Here is a 21,584-nt window from a genome sequence, read left to right as displayed (position 1 = left end):
TACGAAAAGCAAGACCGTATTTCCCACAGACGACAGTCTGCTAAAAATGCTGTATCTGGCCACGATGGACATCACGAAAAAATGGACAGGGCACCGTCAGGACTGGGGACAGATTCACTCCCAGTTGGAGATATTCTTTGAAGAACGGTTATCCTAAAAACGGAAAAATTAAGGTATTAAGACTGCCGAAGGGGAGTTTTACTTGACAACCCCAAAAACAGATTTATAATACAAGCATGGGCAAGAACCACAGAAAAATGGCCTTGCCCATAAATAACTATTAAAATTTTATGTCAGTTTTTTGAGTTTACACGGACTTTGAAACGGTCTCTTTAATTTAGCCGCCTTGCACTTATTACTGCCGGTATAGGGCAGCTCCTTAGTTTAAAACTTTTAGATAATAGCCAGTTGAAAATAGATATTCCAACTGGCTATTTCCTTATGTTCAATATACTGCATTCTGGCCCACCGCCATATTCTTTCCCAGCAGTTTGCGAATTCATGTATTTTCTATGATGGAGTAATAAAGGTGTATAAAAGCATCTCTATAAATCTAACTTTAATGTTAGTAGAGAACGTTTATACTGATATCCCAATAATTCTAGCGCCTTTTCCAATGGATGATTTTGAACATCGATATCTGCAATCAGGCTTTGAATGCCATCCTCTGTCATGAGTCGGGAGCCTTCCCATAGCAAATCATTTATGTAACCATTTCCTCTTTGAGCTGGGGTAACACCTATGTAATTAATGGCTCCCCTGGTCTCACTAAACTTTTGAGGAACAACCAATCCTACAAATTCACCCGTTAAATTATAAGCCATTCGCCACCAAGTCTCATTAAAATCTATCTCCTTTAACAGTTGGTAGTACAAAGCTGCAGCCTGTTTGGAACCATATGACATAATACTGGCTAAATCTTCCCTGTCTAAAGTCCCTTCTGTAACCATTTCAATGGCGTCAATAAACGCCTCCTCTCCAACTTCTTGCATGGTTTTATAGTAGAGCCTTTTGGCTGTCTCAACATGGTGAACTTGATTAGCCTCATAGCTTTTCTTCTCTTGTACTATATGAAAGCCTTGTTTTTTAAATAAGTATTGATAGGTTTCAAATACCTCTGATGCTGTTGAATAGAGATGGTACTCCAGAGTTCTAAAGCCTTTCGGTTTTAATGCCATTATACTATCCGTAAGAAGCTTGTTTCCAACTTCCAAAAGATCATAGGCTGTATCTATTTTTATTTGCCATATTTTTAAATCATAAGGTTGTTCTTCAAAAATTCCGTAAATGACTCTTCCTAAAAATTGCCCCTCTTCTTCAATTACAAAGCACCACTCTAACTTTGTTCTACCCGCATCTAACCATTTGTTTAAATTAAGTATCGACTTATTGTCAGCCCCCATTCCGATCTGCTCAAATTGTGCTACATCCTCCAAATTAATTGTTCTTACCTTCATGAAATCTATTCTCCCTTTATTTTTATTCAATAAGAAAATGGTTCTTATATCCTTTCTAATCATAGCTGGTAATAAAGTTTAAGCTGATTACTTCATTATCATAACTTTATCAAATACAGATATAGCTGCAAATGTCTTCCATCATTGGCTTACATAATTTATCTATCTTTCTAGGGCTAATATATTGTACATACATTTTGACAACTTACCTTTTCAACTGTATAATAACACAGTTCAAAAATCAAAAGCAATTATTATCCGGTAAAAGTACCGGTAAGTTGTGTTGCCGGACTTGTATTTCATAGAAGATTCTGTTTATACAAGTATATACACTTTGTTCATGGATATATAGATGTCTATTGATAATTGACAATAAATATTAAATTCATATAATGAGTAGTATAGGAGGTGTTAAAATGAAAGAATGTTTATATAAATTATTAATTTTCAATAAATATTCTATTTCTGTTTTTGATAAATAAATTTCTATCAATGGATGACTATATATTATTAAAGGATATATAGTGGTAGAAATTATTTTATCCAAGACAGAAAGGAATTAATAGTATGAATAATAATGTAGTTAGCAGATTAAATTCTTCAAATGTAAGTAAAGCAGTAGGTAACTATACACACATTACAAAGATAGAACCTAATGCAACATTCTATACGTTCTCCGGACAAGTTGGAGCAGACTTAGATGGTAATTTTCCTGTAGAGTTTAATCAACAAGTAAATAATACATTTTTAAATATATCAAATTTGCTAAAAAGTATAGATTTAACACCAGATAATATAATAAAAATAAATATATGGGCTACAGAAGAAATTGACTGGGATTATTTTGATCAAGTATATGAAGATTTTTTTAAAACTCCTTATCCCTCTATGACTATTGCATATGTCAGTGCTTTAGGGTTAAAAGAGATAAAATTAGAAATCGAAATCTGGGCAGCGAAATAATTCCCCTCTATGGGAGTTGGCAAAGCAGGCCAATGTACAAGTTAACTTATCATTATGACAAGTATAATTATAATTTTGACAATAAAACTTGACATTTCTATTTAGTTCTGCTATAATATCCTTATCAACCACCAAGGAGGTAGGGATATTATGGAAAAAGAAGAAATATTAGCAAAAAGCAGAGCTGAAGGACGAGATGAGATGGAGATCTCCATCAATGAAAAATCATCCCATATAGGTGCCATTACAGTGGTAGTTGTATGTCTTTTTTTTGCAGCAACAAAAATTCTAAATAACGGAGAGAAATTTTTTGAATTTCCTGCAATTATGTTTGCATACTTGTCTGGAATGCACTTCAATAATTATTTGAAACTTAAAAAGGGTATCTATTTAACCACCGCTTTTGCATTCGCTTTTGCCTTTTTATGTATGACAATTCTATATTTTTTGAATAGGTGATAAATATGGGCGAAGAATTAATTCTAAAAAACAGACTGCGTGTTGCAAGAGCGGAAAAGAAAATATCGCAAGGTGAGCTGGCAGAGATGGTTGGTGTATCCCGGCAAACAATCAGTTCAATCGAAACAGGGCAGTTTAACCCCACTGCCAAACTTGCTTTGATACTATGTATTGCATTAGATAAAAAATTTGAAGAATTGTTTTATTTTGACTAATCTGAAAAAAGTGCCTCTTTTTAAGGGGCACTTTTTCACTGGTGATCAAAGTCCTACCATTTTTGTTATGTCATTCGATTGGCATTGCCCCATTCACACATGGTGTCAAGAATTGGAATCAGGGACTTGCCCCGCTGGGTTAAGCTGTATTCGACCTTTGGAGGAATTTGAGGGTATTCCTCTCGATGCACAAGGCCGTCAGCTTCTAATTCTTTCAGCATTGTACTCAATGTCTTAAATGATATTGTTTTGATATATTTTCTCATTTCATTATATCTGACCACTTCAAACTCCATCAAACAATATAATATTACCATTTTATACTTTCCATTTATCAGAGATAAAGTATAACTAAATCCTGTTTTCTCCAGATCTTCGGCTTTTGATATACACGAAAAACTCATTTTACACTCTCCTTTAAGTAAGTACTAAACCTTAATTATAGTATTGAACCTTAATGTGCGTACTTGAATAGCAGCTAATATATAATATAATTAAAGCAGACATATGGGTTGGTGTCAACGTTATATTTCAATTAACACCGTTCCGTTTCGTCAGCAATCATTGAAGAAAGGTAGATTATATGGAAAAGAGTAAAAAAATTGTTATAATAACAGGCAGTCCACGAAAAAACGGCAATAGTTTTGCTATGGTGGAAGCATTCACTAAGGAGGCCGAAAGGAAAGGCCACAGTATCACCCGATATGATGCAGCAGATATGACTATTAAGGGATGTAACGCTTGTGAAACATGTTTTAAGACAGGTAAGGCTTGTAGTTTTGATGATGATTTTAATAAGATAGCCCCTACAATTGAAGAAGCGGATGCAGTTGTTTTTGCAACACCGCTGTATTGGTATACATTCCCGGCAAAAATTAAAGCTGTTATTGATAAGTTTTATGCTTTTCTAGTTAGTAAAAGAGGTGTTGGAAAGAAGGAATGTGCACTTATTGTCTGCTGTGAAGATAATGACCTGCCCATGTTTGACGGAATCCGCTTTTCTTACAAGCAAACCACTGAATTACTTCAGTGGAAATCAGTGGGTGAGGTTTTAGTGCCAGCGGTTGCTGCACCTGGTGATATTCAAAAGACAAATGGGATTGAACAAGCTATTGCATTAGCAGATAAATTCTAAGATAAAAAGAATCAACCAATAATAGAAATGAGCAAATTGGGTCCACTGATAGCTGTGTGCCTAATACGAGATACTTACTTCACGGCGGCTTTGAAATCACAGTCAAAGCCGCCGTTTTAATTTACTTATTACATTTGTTATTTCAATCATTTAAGTACTGTTCAATGACAAGTAGAGTGTCCACAATATCCTGATAAGTATGAGCATATGAGAAGAACATTGCCTCAAATTGAGCAGGTGCTATATATATTCCATGTTCTAACATAAATCTAAAATATCTTGCATATTCCTTCGTATCTGCCATCTTTGCGGTTTCATAATCCGTAACTTTTCCATTAGCAAAAAAAATACATGACAGTGAACCTATTCCAGCCACTTGATACTTTATATTGTACTTATCAAATAGTACATTTACCTTATTCCTGAAGTACTCACCAAGCTCATTAATTTTTGTATAAACCTCCGGATGCTCTTTCAAGTATTTAAGCTGAGCCATTCCTGCTGCCATCGCTACCGGGTTCCCACTTAAGGTTCCTGCTTGGTATACAGGACCAACCGGTGCCACCATTTCCATTACTTCCCGTCGTCCACCATAGCAGCCCACTGGCATACCGCCACCTATGATTTTTCCAAATGTAGCTAAGTCTGGCATGATATTATAATAACCTTGTGCTCCACTTAAAGAAAGACGAAAACCTGTAATTACTTCATCAAAAATCAAAAGTGCTCCATGTTTTGTACATAATTCTCTCAGACCTTGCAAAAATCCTTCCTGTGGTAAAACAACTCCCATATTAGCAGCCACTGGTTCTACAATAATAGCAGCAATTTCATCCCTATTCTCTTCAAATAATTCCATAACACTATCCAGATCGTTATACTTTGCTTGTAATGTGTCTTTTACACAATTACTTGGAACTCCCAAACTGTCCGGTATTCCAGCAACCATAACTCCAGATCCTGCTTTTACCAATAAACCATCACTATGACCATGATAGCAGCCCTCAAATTTTATAATTTTACTTCTTCTTGTATATCCCCTTGCAGCCCTAATGGCACTCATCACTGCTTCTGTTCCGGAGTTTACCATTCGTACCATTTCAAAACATGGAACAATTTCACATAATAGTTCTGCCATTTCAACTTCTGCTTCTGTGGCAGCGCCATAACTTAAACCTTTTTGTGCTGCTTCTATCACTGCTGTACGAATCACTTCATGATTATGACCCAGAATCATGGGCCCCCATGAATTTATATAATCAATATATTTACTTCCATCTACATCATAGATATAAGCCCCATCTGCTGACTCAATAAATCGGGGACTTCCACCTACAGATAAAAATGCCCGTACTGGACTGTTAACTCCACCTGGAAGATGTTTTACTGCACGTTTATATAATAGTTCTGATTTTGTCATTATCCTATTCTCCCATCCTTAATAAACTTGGCCAGTTCTTTTGCATAATAAGTAATTAAAATATCTGCTCCGGCACGATATATACTTGTAGCAGTCTCACAAATTATACTGTCTTCGTCTACATACCCGCATTTTGCAGCAGCCTTAATCATGGCATATTCTCCACTTACACTGTAAGCCGCCACTGGTAAAGTAATTTCATTAGCAACCTCACGAATAATATCAAGATAGGATAATGCAGGTTTCACCATAATAATATCTGCACCTTCTTCTACATCCAGTAAAGTCTCTTTCAAAGCTTCTTTTCTGTTATGATAATCCATTTGATAACTTTTACGGTCTCCAAATGCCGGCGCAGAACCGGCAGCCTCCCGAAATGGCCCATAAAAGGCGGAGCTGTATTTCACGGCATAAGACATAATTGGAGTGTCTTTATAACCTTTTTTATCTAATAAGGTACGAATCTCTTTTATTCTTTCATCCATCATATCAGATGGCGCTACCATATCAGCACCAGAGACAACATGTGACAAAGCAATATTAGCTAAATAGGGCAGAGTAGCGTCATTATCTACCCTGTCACCATTTAAAATGCCGCAATGGCCATGAGAAGTATATTCACACATACATACATCTGTTATAAGATACATCTCCGGACATTCTTTTTTTGCTATTCTTAATGCCCTTTGAATAATTCCATCCTCTGCATAAGCTCCACTTCCAAATTCATCTTTACTGTCTGGAATTCCAAAGAGCATTACACTCTTAACTCCCGCATCTGCAGCTTCATGTAGAGCTTCCGGAAGCATATCTACACTATAGCGATATTGATTTTCCATAGAGGGGATTTCTTCCTTAATATGATTTCCTTCTTTCACAAAGATGGGATAAATCAAGGAAGAGGCATCCATTCTGGTTTCCCTTGTCATTGTACGAATCAGTGGATTTGTTCTTAATCTTCTTGGCCGTTTTAATAATTCCATAACACATTATTCCTCCATGCTTCCAATGCCTCCCAATTTGGGCGCATTTTCACTATATCCTCTATTGTTTATTTCTATAACACTCTCAATTAAACTATCAATGGTAGCTTCTTTTGAAACTGTAATTTTCATTCCATATAAAGCTGCTTCTTTCGCCGTTAGCTCACCAATACAAACTGCCTGAACCTTATGAAAATCTATATCCTTCATGGTTTTAACAAAACTGCGGACTGTAGAAGCACTTGTAAATGTTACAATATCTGTTTCCTCAATACATACTTGTTGGTTTATCTCATAAATAATTTCATACACCGGAACAGCCTTCAAATGAATTTTTGCGGCAGATAAATAATTAACCACTTCACTGTCTGTTTCTTTAGGTATTAATACAAGCACTTTATCTTCTGGCTGGACCACTGCTGCAATTCCTTTTGCCAGTTCTATTCCATAGTATCTCTCCGGCATATAGTCTACCCGGATACCTCTTTTCTCTATTGCCTTGCGGGTAGCAGGCCCTACTGCTGCAAAATGACAATTCCATAGGCTTCGGATATCAATCTGCTGATGCCATAAACTATCAAAGAAAACATCTACAGCCACCTCACTTGCAAATAGAATCCATTTATAATCCTTAATCGTGGTAAGTACCTCTATAAATTGGGTATTATCCTCAATTGGTTTTGTATAAGTTCCAGATAGCATTACTACCTCTGCTCCAAGATTATAAAGTTTAGCTGCCAGTGAGGATACTTTATCCTTAGGTCTTGTAACAACTACTCTTGCCCCACCAAGTATTCTCTTCTCTGCCCAGGCAAAAGTTTGAGAAAGTGAGCACACTTTACCTACTACAATAATACCAGGTGTCCCTATGTTCTGCTTTTTAGCCTCCTCAGGTAGCGTAGCTACAGTTGCAATAACCTTTCTTTGCTTTGCAGTTGTTCCACGTTCTAGTATTGCTGCCGGTGTAGTTATATCCATTCCTGCCTCTATTAGTCCTTTACAAATATCAGGTAATGCAGCAACACCCATTAAGAACACCAATGTTGTTTCGCCAAGAGCTACTAAACTTTTATAATCTATGGATTCCTGGCATCCTTTCTTTCTATGTCCGGTAATAATATGTAAGGAAGAGGTTAAATCACGATGAGTCACTGGTATCCCTGCATAGGCCGGTACAGATATAGCAGATGTGATTCCTGGTACGATCTCATAAGGAATACCATGTTCACAAAGTAACTCAAGTTCCTCTCCTCCCCGGCCAAATAGGAAAGGATCTCCGCCTTTTAACCTTACCACTCTTTTTCCCTTTAAAGCCTCTTCTACCAGGATTTCATTAATACGCTCTTGTGCTACAGTATGATTTCCTGAATATTTTCCAACACTTATCTTCTTAGCAGACTTTGGCATCATATAAAGGATTCCCTCTCCTACCAGCTGATCATATACCACTACTTCTGCTTCCTCTAAAACAGCTTTTCCTTTTACCGTAAGTAACCCAGGATCCGATGGTCCTGCACCGACTAACCACACTTTTCCTACCATCATCCAATCTCACCTCTTAAACGTAATGCCAATTGTTCTCCGGCTATTTCTGCTCTTTCCTTACGGTCTGCTACTGTGGCAACTCTATGTTCTGTAGTTTTCTCATTATAATACAAACCTATTAGCTTTAATTCTTCCCCTTCTACCGTTGCATGGGCTGCTATTGGAGAAGAACAGCCTCCGTCTAAAGTACGGACAAAACTTCTCTCTGCCAGTGCAGCATATGTGGTATTATCATCCTTGATTTTATGTAAGAAATCAACATTTAAGTCTCTTCTAGCCTGAATGGAAAGAATACCTTGGCCTGCTGCCGGAATCATCTCTTCCACAGAAAAATAACGGCTAATACGATGAGGTAAGCCAACTCTTTGTAATCCTGCTGCTGCTAAAATCAAAGAAGTATACTCTCCCCTATCTAATTTAGCAAGTCTTGTGATAACATTTCCCCGAACACTACTTGTGCCCGCACCTGGCATTAACTTTTGTATTTGTAACTTTCTTCTTTCACTGGAAGAACCGATATTTTGATAGAATAAGGCTTCTTCATTTTCTATGTACTCACATCCTTCTGGCAGCACCAATACATCTCTTGCATCCCCCCGCTTTGGTAACGCTACAATTGGAAGCTCTTCGTTTTCTTCCATTGGCATATCCTTTAAACTATGAATTGCAATATCAATTCTGCCATCTAGCAATGCTTGGTCCAGTTCCTTAACAAAGAGACCTTTACCACCAATCTTATCTAAGCTCTGATCTAATATTAAATCACCGGTAGTCTTTAACGTAATTAACTCTAATTCTATTTCCGGGTTGTAGCGCCTAATCTCTTGCATCACTAATTCTGTCTGCATTACAGCTAATTTACTATCTCTGCTACCCACCACTATTTTTTGCTTTTTCATAATAATAATCTTGCCTTTCCAAGGCCTGCAAAGAGTCGCAGGCACAATATTTGCTAAGTAAATAAAATTCATTTTGTGAAAAAACTTGTTTTTCACACTACTCCTATAGTCTCTAATTCCTGTTGTATCTTTCTTGTCACATTTTTTGCCAAAAGATGATTCGTTCCGCTGGCAGTTATTCCAACTACAACCTCTCCCTTACTTGCAATTCCGGGAAAATAGAAATTACTCTCTTCTTTACAATCACATATATTTCGGTAACAATTTATCTCTTTTGTTTCTAGATAAACTGAATAATTAACTGTTCTATCATTGGTACATGCTAAGACCATATATCCTGGTTTACAATCACCTGCTGTATATTCCTTTTGCAGCCATCCAATCTGGCCCTTATTGAATAAATCCACTAACTTTTCATGCAAATTTGGTGCAATAACTATTATCTCACCACCAAATGGAAGTAGTGTTTGTATTCTTCTTAAGGCTATGTTTCCCCCACCAATTACAATAATCTTTTTATCCCGCAAATCTACAAATACTGGAAATCTCAAGTTTCTCCTCCTATCTAATTAACCTATTATCCTTAGATTTATGCGAAGTTTAATTACTTAATGCAATCCACACAATTCATTGCAGATTGCTCCAAAGCTTGAATTACTTCTTCACATTGGTCAATCTGTAAGACATCACGAAGTCCAAAAATAATCTTAGATACTGCTTTTTTAGCCGCCATTTGAACATTAGACTGCAATAATTCTTGTTGTTCTCTGGATAAATCAATTGATTTATAGACTTTTGTTAATTTAGCATCTGTAATTTCACTGACAATATCACTAATACCGTCAACCGTTAATGCAAGGTTACGGAATTGATACCATTGTTTAAATTCACTTACATACTCATCTAACAGTTCCGCTGTTTCTTCTAACTCTTTTTCCCTGGACTTTGCCCCTTGGCTAAAGTAATCCATATTGTATACACTTACATCATTAAGTTCTTCTACACTTGGCTCTATATCTCTTGGGATTGCCATATCAATAAGATAGTAGTGCTTTCCTTTCAGCCTTTTATTCTCAAACATACTTTTAATTATGGTAAAATGATGGCTTTTGGTAGCACTAAAAATATAATCCATGGCTGCAATATGTTCGTATCTCTCATCATATAATACCACTCCACTACCTTCTGGAATAATTGCTCTGCTTTTTTTATATTGACGAAGGGTCATCCATACCTTACATTTTTTCTCTATTAAATTTTCAGCCATTAAACGGCCCATTTCTCCATTGCCAATTACCAAACAAGACTTCCCTGATAAATCACCATGTTCTTTTTCCAGTTGTTCCACAATTGCACGGGGCAGGGAAGCATTGCCCTTTGCTATTTGAATATTGGTTTTTACTTTTTTTGCAGCAGTAATAGCAGTTCGAAATAAACACTCTAGGACAGAATCTACATATTGATAATCTCTTGCTTGCTGTAATGCTTGTTTTAACTGAGTCAGGATCTGATCTTCACCAAATATCTGTGAGTGAATGCCACAACCTAATTCCATTAAGTATTTTACTGCCTCCTCCCCCTGCCGGGAAACACAAAAACTGCTCATAGCCCTTTCAGCATTTTCACCTATCACTAGCTGACTAAAGCATTCTGTTTCCGATGTACCTAATTCACTAAACCATATTTCTGTTCGATTACAGGTAGATAATATGATACAACCGCTCCCTTGATACTTCTCTTTTATTACCTTTGCAATTTCTAACTGACTTTCAAATGTTAGAGAAAAACGCTCTCTTTCTTCGATACTTGCGGTATTATAGTCAATCCCCACCATGCTGATGTTCATTTTTATATCCTCACTTTTTCATTCCACTTAAGATATACGAAACTCCTAAGTATTAATTCCTTTTGAAAGAACCTGGCAGTTCTCTATATATTTTAGCTACTGTTAAGATAACACAGCACTTAAATTGTTACAAATTAGAATCTTCTAAGATATTCATAAGATTTACCTATGTTATTTTAAGTATCTCTCTGCTCTAATATAACATCGAAAATATCTGCATATTTATGTTTTTTAACTAGATCAATGAATTCTTCCATATACTTTGAGATAAACTTATTTTTATGATATACAATACTAAATGAACGATTCCATGTAGTATCTCTGTTCTTAATTACAACGATACTACCATTTTTAATCTGCTCTTTTACAAGTCGAATGGATAGTACCGCCAAACACTGATTATCAATAACGGATCGAATCATTGCTGTCGGACAATTTGCAACCATGCTGACATTTATAGATACGCCCTGCTCTTTTAGATAGTTTTCAAATAACTCTCGTGTTCCGCTGCCTTCTTCCCGCATAACAAACTTTTCTCCGGCCAGATCCTTAGATATAAAGCTCTTTTTCTTAGCAAATGGATGTTTTGCACTACATACTAAAACTAAGTAATCGTCTACAGCAGGTATTGACACTAAATCCGGGCTTTTCACCCTGCCTTCTACCAGGCCAATATCTAACTCAGAATTCAATATCTTCTCTTCAATATTATGGGTATTGTTTACATAGGAATAAACTTCAACTTCGTTATTTAATTCTTGATATGAATTTAGTATATCATTTATGAGACAGCTTCCAACTGTAATCGTTGAACCAACTTTAAGCTTTTGGTAGCCTGTTGTTTCAAACATTTTACTCTCTAAAAAATCAAATTGTTCTACCACTTGCTTAGAATATGAAAGCAACTGTCGTCCCTTTTCTGTTATGTATAATTTTTTGGATAACCGCTCAAATAACAGCACCCCATAATGCTCTTCTAACTCCTTAATTGCTTGACTTACGGTTGGCTGGGATACATAGAATTTAGCAGCAGCAATGCTCATTTTTCCACTTTGTGCTACTTCGTTAAAAATTTTTAAATGACGTATTGTCATGGAATTACCTCTTTGCTTTCGTTATATTTAGCTTCCCTTAAAATATAATTATTAAAAGAACTTATATTTTATTTCACCCTACTATAGGTTTTACCTATGACTTTGATAAGATTTTATCACTTTCCTTATGTTAAAACAAGTGTTATATTAAATATGTTAAAAAATAAACAAAGGAAGTGTGTCTGGTGAAGATTTTAATCATTGGCGGCGTTGCCGCAGGTACTAAAGTTGCAGCAAAATTAAAACGTGAGAACCGCGACTATGACGTAACTATTCTAACCAAAAGCAAGGATATTTCCTATGCTGGTTGTGGATTACCCTACTATGTAGGTAACCTGATCCAACAACGGGAGCAATTAATAGTCAACACACCAGCTAGTTTTTCAGCATTAACTGGTGCTACAGTATTGACTGAAACTGAAGTAATCAAAATAAACAGAGATCAAAAAACTATTGAAGCAAAGAACCTGACAACGAAGGAACTATCTACACATTCCTATGACAAGTTAGTGATTGCTTCCGGTGCAAGCCCTATTAAGCCAGCCATTGATGGTGTTAACTTAGATGGTGTATATTACATGAGAACACCTGAAGATGCCATTGAACTTCGGGAAGCAGTGGAAGCAGGAAAGATCAAGCGTGCAGTAGTTGTTGGTGGTGGTTTTATTGGCCTTGAAGTTGCTGAGAACTTAAGCCACCAAGGCGTACGTGTATCTGTAATAGATATGGCGGACCATATCCTGCCTGGTTTTGACCCTGAATTTGCAGAGTATGTAGAGAATCATTTGGCTGATCATGGAATTATGGCAATGACGAATACCAGATTAGAAGCTATTCTTGGTGAAGGAAAAGTTGAGAAAGTTCAGACTGGAAAACGTGCTATCAAATGTGATGCAGTAATACTTGCAATGGGTATTCGCGCTAACACATTCTTTGCCAAAGACACTGGTTTAGAATTAATGAATAATCAGACCATCAAGGTAAACGAATATCTTATGACAAACGATCCTGATATTTACGCAGTTGGAGACTGTGCTTGTGTATCTAATGCAATAACAAAAGAAAGTACCTGGTCCCCTATGGGTTCATCCGCTAATATTGAGGGACGTATTGCTGCCAGAAATATAGCCGGAGGCAGCGTATCCTACCCTGGTGTACTTGGCACCGGTGTTTGCAAATTACCTGAACTTAATGTAGGGAGAACCGGTCTAACAGAAGCCGATGCTATTGAGGCTGGTTATGATGTTGTTAGTGTAGTTACTGTAGTGGATGATAAAGCACACTACTATCCACAGGCATCTACTTTTATAGTAAAAATGATTGCTGATAAAGCAACAAAACGATTATTAGGTCTTCAAATATTAGGTAAAGGCAGCGTTGATAAAATAGTGGATATCGCAGTTACAGCAATCACAATGAAGGCTGCTTTAGAAGATATTGAGAATATGGATTTAGCCTATGCGCCTCCATTTTCAACAGCAATTCATCCATTTTCCCATACGGTTAATGTTCTTCTAAATAAAATAAGCGGTGCATTTAATACTATCACTCCTACAGATTACATGTCCGGCATGGCTGAAGGTTACACATTAATTGATGCCTCTATTACCCCATCCATTACAGGTGCTACTTACATGGATCTAACAAAGGTAACCGATAAAGTCCCAGACTATTCATTGGATAATAAACTATTACTGGTTTGTACCAAAGGTAAAAGAGCTTATTTATTGCAAAATCGTCTGAAGCATTTTGGATATAAAAATACTTTGGTTCTTGAAGGCGGCTCTACATTTAATTCAATAAAGATTTAAATAAAGATTACTAAATTATACGGAGGAAATTAAACATGACACAATTAATAGTTACAGCAGAAGATGAAAAAAGAGTGAAGGCCCTTGGTTTTCTTAGAAACAAAGGAACTGATAATTTTTCAGGAAGAATTATTACTGTAAATGGTAAAATTACTGCTGCACAAAACAAATGCTTGTCTGAAGCAGCTGAACTTTATGGTAACGGTATAGTTACTTTGACAACAAGATTAACAATAGAATGTCAAGGCATTCATTACCATAACATTGAGAAATTCCGCGATTACATTGCAAAGGAAGGACTTGTTACTGGTGGTACCGGTTCAAAAGTACGCCCCGTTGTATCTTGTAAAGGAACCACTTGTCAATATGGCCTTATTGATACATTTGCCCTTTCAGAAGAAATTCACCAACGTTTCTACAATGGTTATGCTAATGTAAAATTACCTCATAAATTTAAAATTGCTGTAGGTGGCTGCCCTAATAACTGTGTAAAACCGGATTTAAACGACTTAGGTATTATCGGCCAGTTAGTTCCTAACTATGATGAAGATAGCTGTAATGGCTGTAAAAAATGCTCTGTTGTAGAATCATGTCCTATGGCTGCTGCAGCTTTAGAAGATGGGGTTCTTACCATTGATGAAGATACATGTAACAACTGTGGCCGTTGTGTGGGTAAATGTCACTTTGATTGTATCGAAGATGGGGTAAATGGATACAAAATTTACATAGGTGGCAGATGGGGCAAAAAAGTAGCCCACGGAATTTCTCTTGACCGTGTATTTACCAGCAAAGAGGAAGCTTTAGAAATCATTGAAAAAACAATTCTTCTTTATAGAGAACAAGGACAGACCGGAGAACGTTTATCTGATACTATTACCCGTATCGGTTTTGAAAATGTTCAGGCTCAATTATACTCCAATGATTTGCTAGACCGTAAACAAGAAATCTTAGACGCCAAACTTCACTTAGCAGGCGGCGCAACTTGTTAATATAGGATTTATAATAACCGATAAGACTTTTACTCTGGTCGGTTATTATTTAGAAATGCATTGTTAAAAATTTAACATCTCAGAAGGGACATGACAAATTATGAACAAAAAATCATACTTAGCAATTGGGACTTGCGTTATTATTGCAATTGTAGCAACTTACCTTGGTAAACTTCAAAATATTATAGGTGCACCAATGATTGGTCTATTTATCGGTATGCTTCTTGTAAACATCTTGCCAAACATAGACAAAGACTTTAAAAAGGGCACAACCTTTGCGGGTAAAAAATGCCTTAACTTAGGTATTATCCTTGCAGGGGGAACCCTTAACTTTACTCAAATTTTAGGATATGGCGCTAAAGCACTTCCCTTAATCATTTTTAATATCTGCTTATCTTTTACAGTAGCATATTTAGTTGGAAAACAATTAAAGCAATCTTGGAATACTTGTACTTTAGTTGGTGGAGGAACTTGTATCTGTGGTGGTACTGCTATTGCTACTCTGGCTTCTATTATTAAAGCAAAAGAAACAGAGATTGCTTACGCAATGACAGCTATTTTTCTTTTTGATATTTTTGCAGCCCTAGTATATCCTTACTTAGCAGGTGCACTTAATTTAACTCCTAATCAATTTGGATTCCTTGCAGGCACTGCAATCAATGATACATCAAGCGTTGCAGCATCTGAAGCTACCTATAATGCAGTAAATGGTTTAGACTTAAATCTTGCAATTACAGTTAAGCTTACACGTACTACCATGCTCATTGCATTAGCAGTTATCTTTACAGTAATCACAATTCGGCAACAATCTAAAAATAATGCAGCAAATATGGAGCAAACAAGTATTTCAAAAACTGTATTTAAAGTATTCCCATGGTTTATCCTTGGATTTTTATTAATGGCAGTTTTAAATACCGTTGGATTATTCCAGGCAGTTGATGGACTAGATAAATTCTTTAAAACCAGTTATAAATTATTTATTACCGTTGCATTAGCAGGAGTGGGATTCAAGATTAAATTTAAAGAATTATTAACGAAAGGAATTAAGCCAATTATCCTTGGTGGTTGTACTTGGTTAGCTGTTGCTGCTTCCTCTATGATATTTATTCACTTATTTAAAGGATTTATTGGTTAATCTAAAGAATTTAAATAAGAAAGACATTTTAGTGTTCTTTGCCTGATATCTTATAAATATTAAGTTGTAAATCATTCAGCTTTCATTAAATGTCTTTTTAGCTTATAGATAAATATATCACTAATTTTGTAGACTATTATTTATTAAATTGCAATATAAAGGAAAGGAGTCTTATTATTATGAGTTACCTGTATCAACAAAAAAAAGTAATTCTAATTGTAAGTTACGGTTCAAGTTCTTACAATGCTGGTAATAACTTTATCTTAACACTGCAAGAACAATTAAAGTCAGCCTTCCATGATTACGCTGTATATCCAGCAATAATTACCCATAATTATACTCAGGATAAGGATTCTGCGGTTTTGCCTTTTTTATGTAACGTATTAGAGCAGCTACATAATAATAAGATAACTTCACTTTATATCCTGCCAGCATTTCTTCTGCCTGGTCATAGTTTTCTAAAAATGCAGCAAACTCTGGCTGACTATCAATATTTATTTAATGAGATTAACATGTGCAAACCATTACTGGCTACAAAAGGATGCTATGAATCAATTTCCATGTCACTTACAACCCTGTATCCCATACACCATAACGATGAGATTGTAATATTTTTAGGGCATGGAAGCTCCCACTCATCCAGTATTTATTATAGTGAACTTGAAACATATTTTCATAATAATCATCACATAAATTATTCAGTGTTAACTCTCGATTTTATTTCAGATATTGAAGACTTTATCGCCAGGTTACATGCAAGAGGCATAAAATATATACGGTTAGTTCCATTATTAATGCTTGTCGGTTATCACGTCTTACATGATATGGCCGGCAAGCATCAAGCTTCTTTATATTCCGTTTTAACTAACGCCGGTTTCAAAGTAGACTGTATTCTAACAGGTCTAGGAAATGAGCCTTTCATTCAGCAACTATTTATAAAGCAAGTGGAAACACATTTCATATGATTATTTGACAGGCTATTCCTGTATAATATTTTTTAAAATCACCTGACCAAATATGTTTCACATAGTTATCAGACAGCATGGTTTCATATGGATCAAGATATGTAAAAAAATCTTTATCTCTATCCACTAATATGATCCAATGACAATTCCTAAGACCAAACATTTCTTCATTTCCAGTCATCATTGCCATAATTGGAGACTTTTTTAGAGCCTCCTTCCATTCATCCTCATAAAAAGACATTCTAAAATTAATGTTGTTTTTAATGAGGTATCTGAATATATCTTCAGGGTAAGTCCCACACTTCATATCATCGCTGTCATATCCTTTTTTTTCCGGTGAAACATTAAAATTTAATTCAATAGCAAGTTTCTCAAAGTTTTCATAACCAGTTATCTGGTGATATTTTAATAACATAGAAAGACAAGCAATTCCGCATGCATACTCTGGACAAAAACTTTGTTCATTTTGACTGATAAAAAAATTTCTATACATAATTGATTATTTACCTCTTAATTAGTATCATCAGATTTCTCAATTTTACTCTCAATACGTTTAGCAGTTTGAGAGTCACTGCCATCATTAATTGTCAAATAATGATTACTGCCATCACTTGTAAAATTAATTGTTACTGATAAGCTGCGAAGGAAAAACTCATTATCCGAAGTTGCGTACATTTCAAGTTTCATTGTTTTTGGAAGTTCAAGAAATAACCGTTGTTCTTTCATGGTAACCTTTGCAATCAATTCATTATGCTCCTCCAATTGATACTCCCCAACATATCTGTTTAAAATCTCAGGATGTAGTATTTTTGCCTTTTGAAATTCTGGTACTTTAGGTTTCTCATATGGTTCATCAAAAAGTATATTTTCAATTGATTGTAATATAGAATACTCAAAATCAAAGTCCTGTTCTTTGTTTCTTAAAAATATAATCACTAAATCATTATCAATGTATCTTTTAAAATAAGTTGCATAACCTGGCCATCCACCACTGTGCCATACAGCCCTTCCCTTTTTCTCTTCACTCTCTAAAATCCATCCAAATCCATAATCAGAATAACCTGCCTGCCTTGGAGAAGATGGAGAATAGGCTTCTTTCAATAAAGTTTCATCAATAAGCGTCCCATTTCTCAATACACGGTCAAGTAAATACAGGTCTTCAACTGTGGAATGTATCGCTCCATCTCCAACAATCCCATCAAGATAAACAACAAAGTTTGTTTCAGGAAATTCATCTGGCAAAACGTGTTTACCTTTGTAGACATCAAAAATATATCCATAAGCATAGTTATCCATAGTCTGATCCGTTAACCTTTGACAGAACACTTCAGTATTTTCCATTCCAACAGGTAAAAAGATATTTACTTTCATATACTCCCCAAAGGAAAGTCCCGAAACCTTTTCAATAATGAGAGCAAGCATCACATAACCTGTATTACTATATTCCATACGCTCATTAGGCTGGAATAACCGGTCTGGTTTATACTTAATAAGTAGTTGTAATAAGTCTTGGTTCACCGCTATTTTGGATTTATCCCAGTGATGTTCGAATAACTCTAAATAATCAGGTAACCCAGAGGTGTGATTCAATAATTGCCTTACTGTAATCCCTTTATAAGGAATATCAGGTAACCATTTTTCTATAGAATCATCAAGAGAAAGTTTGTTATCCTGTACCAATAACATAATACCCAATGCCGTTATTGGTTTTGAGACTGATGCAAGATTAAATATGGAATTTATTTTTAACTTTTGCTTTGAATCCAATTCAGCCTCGCCAAAAGCTCCTTTATATAATATTTCATTATCTTTAGCTATTAAGATAGTTCCATTAATCAATTGTTCAGATTGAATTTCTGCGAAAAACTTTTTTAGTACTTCCCTCTTATTATTCATTGTTATTTCCTTTCATTTATTTCTTTGATAATTCCTCTTCAACCACAAGATTGAGTTTTACTAAAATGTCTCGTAATTGTACTATGTCTTTCATATCCATACGAGAATAAAAACGTTTCACAATTTCCTTGTTAATCTCTTCTTCTTTTAAGTAGTAATGGTGTCCTCGCTCATCTAACTGCACAATTATTTCTCTTCTATTGTCAGGATTAATTGTCCTTAATAGATATTTTTCTTTTTCTAATTTGGATACAATCTGACTAACAGCACTTGAAGTAACATTCATCGATTCAGCCAGTTGACTTATTGATATTTGAGATTCCTTCTTTACTAAATCCATTACTATAATTTGTTTAGTTGAAAGATCATCATTAAACAAAGACTGACGCTCTTTTATTAAACGAGTATTCATGGAATAAGTTATCTCATCAATTTCTGTAACTAAATTAAATAATTCATTTTCCTTGTTATTATCACTTTTTGAAGCCAAATCTTTACCCCCTTTATCATTAATCTAACTTAATATTTAAGTTAACTTAATAATAAAGAATACTAATATATTTGTCAAGTAATATTTGGAATATAACTAACAAATGTAAAAAAATCTCGATAAAAATTTACAAGTGGCTTTTGAACATAGTAATTAAAAGGTACCCCATAGGCAGTTAATAAATAACTCTTTTCTCTATTAATAAGAACTTCTTTTACTTACTTTAGAAATTAACCACCTTACACCAAAAAAAACCGACACACCTATCACTAAACCAATCAAAGCCGCTCCCAGAACATCACTTGGAAAATGAACATACAGATATAACCTTGAGAATGCAATCAAGCAGGCCAGTGGAATAGCTACGCATCCAAATTTCTTATTACTCATGGTAAGAATTGTTGCAGCAATGGCAGATGCCAGTGTATGCCCCGATGGAAATGAGAAATCTGTTGGATTTGATATTAGCAGTGTAATAGAAGGGTCAGACCAGGATGGCCTTGATCGTTCAAAAAAGTTTTTTAAAAAAACATTCCCAACAAGGACACCCATGACAAGTCCAATAATCAAAGTAATTCCGTACTTTCGGTATTTTTTACTCGTTAGCAAAACCAGTGCTGTCACTATCCAGATTAAGCCTCCGTCTCCAAGTGCCGTAATTTTAGGCATTAAATAATCCAATACAGGACAGGTAAGTGTATCATGAATCCAGTTTAAAACTGTCCAATCAAAACTTGTAATAATTTCTATCATATCATTGCTCCTTGCTAATGGTCACTTTCAGTAAATCTTATGTTTCCTTACCTTTATTTAGATTTAAATTTAATAATCTTTTTAAACAGAAATCAAATAACATCTTTTTTAGGACATTAAATTAATATCCCTTTAATTCGTTTAATCCGGGCTTTTTTCCAACACTATATTTTTACTATCCAAACGCTTCTTGATAACCTTATCCATTAGATAGGTTATTACTGCAACTACAGGAACTGCTAAAAACATTCCTACCACACCTGCATAAGCTCCCCCTAAAGTTATGGCAAGTATAATCCAAAGGGGTTTTAAACCGGTAGATTCTCCAAGAATTTTAGGTCCCAAATACAAGCCATCAAACTGCTGAAGTAAAAATATCATAACGGTAAAAATCAGGCACTGGATAGGATTGATAAAAATATAAATTACTATTCCCGGAATCGCACCGATAAAGGGACCAAAATATGGTATCATATTGGTAATTCCTACAATAACACTGATTAATATAGAATAAGGTAGCCTTAGTATGGACATTATGATAAAACATAAGATACCAATAATAAGGGAGTCGATAAATTTTCCTACAATAAATTTGTTAAAAATATTTGCGCATTCTTTTCCTGTCTGAATAAAACCTCTCGCCTTTTCTTCGGACATTACGGAAAAGATAATTCTTTTGGCATTAAATTTAAGATTCTTCTTGTCCAGTATCAAATAGCAGGAAATTACTATAGAAAGCAAAATATTAACGAACATTTTAATTAAAGATACCGAGAACAAATATAACTTTGGTATCATACTGCTTAGTAACTGGGTTCCCTGAATGAATAAATCAGGTATCATATTTTCTACATACTGAACAACGGACTCCAGATTCAAGTCGGGATATTTCTCATATATACCTGAAAAAAAGTTGTACACTTCGTCACGCATTAAAGATTGCTTAGACACTAAATCTGAAATACTCTGAATTAACTGAGGGGTTACATAAAGAATCGTAATGGTTAATCCCCCAATTACTAACAGGTATGAAGTAAGCATAGATATAAATATCCTTAAACCTTTGGACTTAAGTTTTACAACATGATGCAAAAAATTGTCTAGTCTCTTAATCATAGGATTAATTAAAAATGCTATAAATAAGGCAACGATAAAAGGGGATATATTATTGATAAAATTAGAGATAACTGTCTTTGTTTGTTTCATATTAACAAACATATATATGATAAATGCCCCTATTACAATAACAAAAAGTGCATATATGCTAATGGTCAAATAATTCTTATTAGCCAGTAATTGTATTCTCTGGTCCTTTGTTTCTTCAACCCTTTCATTTACCGGATTTTCACACTTTTTTTGCTCTTTCTCTGATAAATTATGTGATTTACTCTCTGATACTTTTGCCATAATTATTCCTTTCTGTTAACGTTTTACAACAATTATACAGACTACCCCTCAGTAAATCAATTTATTAATTATTAAATAATTATGAAAAGTGGTGAGAAATAAGGTCCGGTACCGCTTCCATT

Annotated in this window: 22 protein-coding genes and 1 pseudogene; 9 read left to right on the top strand and 14 right to left on the bottom strand. The window is 35.0% G+C overall.

What is annotated here, in order from left to right; all coding sequences use genetic code 11:
- A pseudogene (locus BM183_RS21080) lies at positions 1 to 157 on the top strand (IS256 family transposase); the annotation flags it as partial.
- A 388-nt stretch (positions 158 to 545) separates the two neighbouring features.
- Here the strand turns inward: BM183_RS21080 and BM183_RS12930 are convergent.
- Positions 546 to 1,457, bottom strand: a complete 912-nt coding sequence (locus BM183_RS12930) for a GNAT family N-acetyltransferase (RefSeq protein WP_091687294.1) — start codon at positions 1,455 to 1,457, stop codon at positions 546 to 548.
- A 567-nt stretch (positions 1,458 to 2,024) separates the two neighbouring features.
- Here BM183_RS12930 and BM183_RS12925 point away from each other — a divergent pair.
- The 3 genes from BM183_RS12925 to BM183_RS12915 all read left to right on the top strand — a co-directional run bounded on the left by BM183_RS12925 (position 2,025) and on the right by BM183_RS12915 (position 3,094).
- Positions 2,025 to 2,420, top strand: coding sequence for a RidA family protein (locus BM183_RS12925; protein ID WP_091687293.1), 396 nt, complete (start codon positions 2,025 to 2,027; stop codon positions 2,418 to 2,420).
- A 150-nt stretch (positions 2,421 to 2,570) separates the two neighbouring features.
- Positions 2,571 to 2,879, top strand: a complete 309-nt coding sequence (locus BM183_RS12920; protein ID WP_091687292.1) for a DUF6442 family protein — start codon at positions 2,571 to 2,573, stop codon at positions 2,877 to 2,879.
- Positions 2,880 to 2,884: 5 nt separating this feature from the next.
- A complete protein-coding gene (locus BM183_RS12915; RefSeq protein WP_091687291.1) occupies positions 2,885 to 3,094 on the top strand; it encodes a helix-turn-helix transcriptional regulator in 210 nt (69 codons plus the stop codon).
- Between the two features lie 65 nt (positions 3,095 to 3,159).
- Here the strand turns inward: BM183_RS12915 and BM183_RS12910 are convergent, their stop codons facing one another.
- On the bottom strand, positions 3,160 to 3,498 hold the full coding sequence (locus BM183_RS12910; protein ID WP_091687290.1) for a winged helix-turn-helix transcriptional regulator: 339 nt from the start codon (positions 3,496 to 3,498) through the stop codon (positions 3,160 to 3,162).
- A 179-nt stretch (positions 3,499 to 3,677) separates the two neighbouring features.
- On the opposite strand from BM183_RS12910, the gene BM183_RS12905 reads away from it, so the two are divergent.
- Positions 3,678 to 4,229: a flavodoxin family protein gene (locus tag BM183_RS12905; RefSeq protein ID WP_091687289.1), complete on the top strand. Its 552-nt coding sequence runs from the start codon at positions 3,678 to 3,680 to the stop codon at positions 4,227 to 4,229.
- Positions 4,230 to 4,371: 142 nt separating this feature from the next.
- On the opposite strand, the gene hemL is transcribed toward BM183_RS12905, so the two are convergent.
- From hemL to BM183_RS12870, 7 genes are all read right to left on the bottom strand, one after another.
- Positions 4,372 to 5,649 carry a glutamate-1-semialdehyde 2,1-aminomutase gene (gene hemL, locus BM183_RS12900; RefSeq protein ID WP_091687288.1) on the bottom strand — a complete coding sequence of 426 codons (1,278 nt, stop codon included), beginning with the start codon at positions 5,647 to 5,649 and terminating at the stop codon, positions 4,372 to 4,374.
- The gene (gene hemB, locus BM183_RS12895) at positions 5,649 to 6,632 is read right to left on the bottom strand and encodes a porphobilinogen synthase (protein WP_091687287.1); all 984 of its coding nucleotides are present in this window, start codon (positions 6,630 to 6,632) and stop codon (positions 5,649 to 5,651) included. The genes hemL and hemB overlap by 1 nt, the downstream gene beginning before the upstream one ends.
- 6 nt (positions 6,633 to 6,638) lie before the next feature.
- On the bottom strand, positions 6,639 to 8,177 hold the full coding sequence (gene cobA / locus BM183_RS12890; protein WP_091687286.1) for a uroporphyrinogen-III C-methyltransferase: 1,539 nt from the start codon (positions 8,175 to 8,177) through the stop codon (positions 6,639 to 6,641).
- The gene (hemC, locus tag BM183_RS12885; RefSeq protein ID WP_091687299.1) at positions 8,174 to 9,076 is read right to left on the bottom strand and encodes a hydroxymethylbilane synthase; all 903 of its coding nucleotides are present in this window, start codon (positions 9,074 to 9,076) and stop codon (positions 8,174 to 8,176) included. The genes cobA and hemC overlap by 4 nt, the downstream gene beginning before the upstream one ends.
- 92 nt (positions 9,077 to 9,168) lie before the next feature.
- Positions 9,169 to 9,627, bottom strand: coding sequence for a precorrin-2 dehydrogenase/sirohydrochlorin ferrochelatase family protein (locus BM183_RS12880; protein WP_091687285.1), 459 nt, complete (start codon positions 9,625 to 9,627; stop codon positions 9,169 to 9,171).
- 53 nt (positions 9,628 to 9,680) lie between these two features.
- Entirely contained in the window at positions 9,681 to 10,922 is a 1,242-nt protein-coding gene (gene hemA, locus BM183_RS12875; RefSeq protein ID WP_091687284.1) for a glutamyl-tRNA reductase, read from the bottom strand.
- A gap of 176 nt (positions 10,923 to 11,098) precedes the next feature.
- Entirely contained in the window at positions 11,099 to 12,016 is a 918-nt protein-coding gene (locus BM183_RS12870) for a LysR family transcriptional regulator (protein WP_091687283.1), read from the bottom strand.
- A 185-nt stretch (positions 12,017 to 12,201) separates the two neighbouring features.
- Here BM183_RS12870 and BM183_RS12865 point away from each other — a divergent pair, with 185 nt between their 5' ends.
- From BM183_RS12865 to BM183_RS12850, 4 genes are all read left to right on the top strand, one after another.
- Entirely contained in the window at positions 12,202 to 13,827 is a 1,626-nt protein-coding gene (locus tag BM183_RS12865) for an FAD-dependent oxidoreductase (RefSeq protein WP_091687282.1), read from the top strand.
- 35 nt (positions 13,828 to 13,862) lie between these two features.
- On the top strand, positions 13,863 to 14,816 hold the full coding sequence (locus BM183_RS12860) for a (4Fe-4S)-binding protein (RefSeq protein WP_091687281.1): 954 nt from the start codon (positions 13,863 to 13,865) through the stop codon (positions 14,814 to 14,816).
- A 100-nt stretch (positions 14,817 to 14,916) separates the two neighbouring features.
- Positions 14,917 to 15,951, top strand: a complete 1,035-nt coding sequence (locus BM183_RS12855; protein ID WP_091687280.1) for a YeiH family protein — start codon at positions 14,917 to 14,919, stop codon at positions 15,949 to 15,951.
- Between the two features lie 179 nt (positions 15,952 to 16,130).
- The gene (locus BM183_RS12850; protein ID WP_091687279.1) at positions 16,131 to 16,916 is read left to right on the top strand and encodes a sirohydrochlorin cobaltochelatase; all 786 of its coding nucleotides are present in this window, start codon (positions 16,131 to 16,133) and stop codon (positions 16,914 to 16,916) included.
- Here BM183_RS12850 and BM183_RS12845 read toward each other — a convergent pair.
- The 5 genes from BM183_RS12845 to BM183_RS12825 all read right to left on the bottom strand — a co-directional run bounded on the left by BM183_RS12845 (position 16,909) and on the right by BM183_RS12825 (position 21,462).
- The gene (locus BM183_RS12845; RefSeq protein ID WP_091687278.1) at positions 16,909 to 17,409 is read right to left on the bottom strand and encodes a C39 family peptidase; all 501 of its coding nucleotides are present in this window, start codon (positions 17,407 to 17,409) and stop codon (positions 16,909 to 16,911) included. The genes BM183_RS12850 and BM183_RS12845 overlap by 8 nt on opposite strands.
- Positions 17,410 to 17,426: 17 nt before the next feature.
- Positions 17,427 to 18,812, bottom strand: a complete 1,386-nt coding sequence (locus BM183_RS12840) for a serine hydrolase (RefSeq protein ID WP_091687277.1) — start codon at positions 18,810 to 18,812, stop codon at positions 17,427 to 17,429.
- A gap of 16 nt (positions 18,813 to 18,828) precedes the next feature.
- Positions 18,829 to 19,302 carry a MarR family winged helix-turn-helix transcriptional regulator gene (locus tag BM183_RS12835; protein ID WP_091687276.1) on the bottom strand — a complete coding sequence of 158 codons (474 nt, stop codon included), beginning with the start codon at positions 19,300 to 19,302 and terminating at the stop codon, positions 18,829 to 18,831.
- Between the two features lie 198 nt (positions 19,303 to 19,500).
- On the bottom strand, positions 19,501 to 20,055 hold the full coding sequence (locus tag BM183_RS12830) for a phosphatase PAP2 family protein (RefSeq protein WP_091687275.1): 555 nt from the start codon (positions 20,053 to 20,055) through the stop codon (positions 19,501 to 19,503).
- A gap of 141 nt (positions 20,056 to 20,196) precedes the next feature.
- A complete protein-coding gene (locus BM183_RS12825; RefSeq protein WP_091687274.1) occupies positions 20,197 to 21,462 on the bottom strand; it encodes an AI-2E family transporter in 1,266 nt (421 codons plus the stop codon).
- Positions 21,463 to 21,584 lie beyond the last annotated feature (122 nt).

The organism is Anaerocolumna aminovalerica, assembly GCF_900115365.1.
In the GTDB taxonomy this organism is placed as follows: domain Bacteria; phylum Bacillota; class Clostridia; order Lachnospirales; family Lachnospiraceae; genus Anaerocolumna; species Anaerocolumna aminovalerica.
This window is presented reverse-complemented; position numbering and strand designations above follow the sequence as displayed.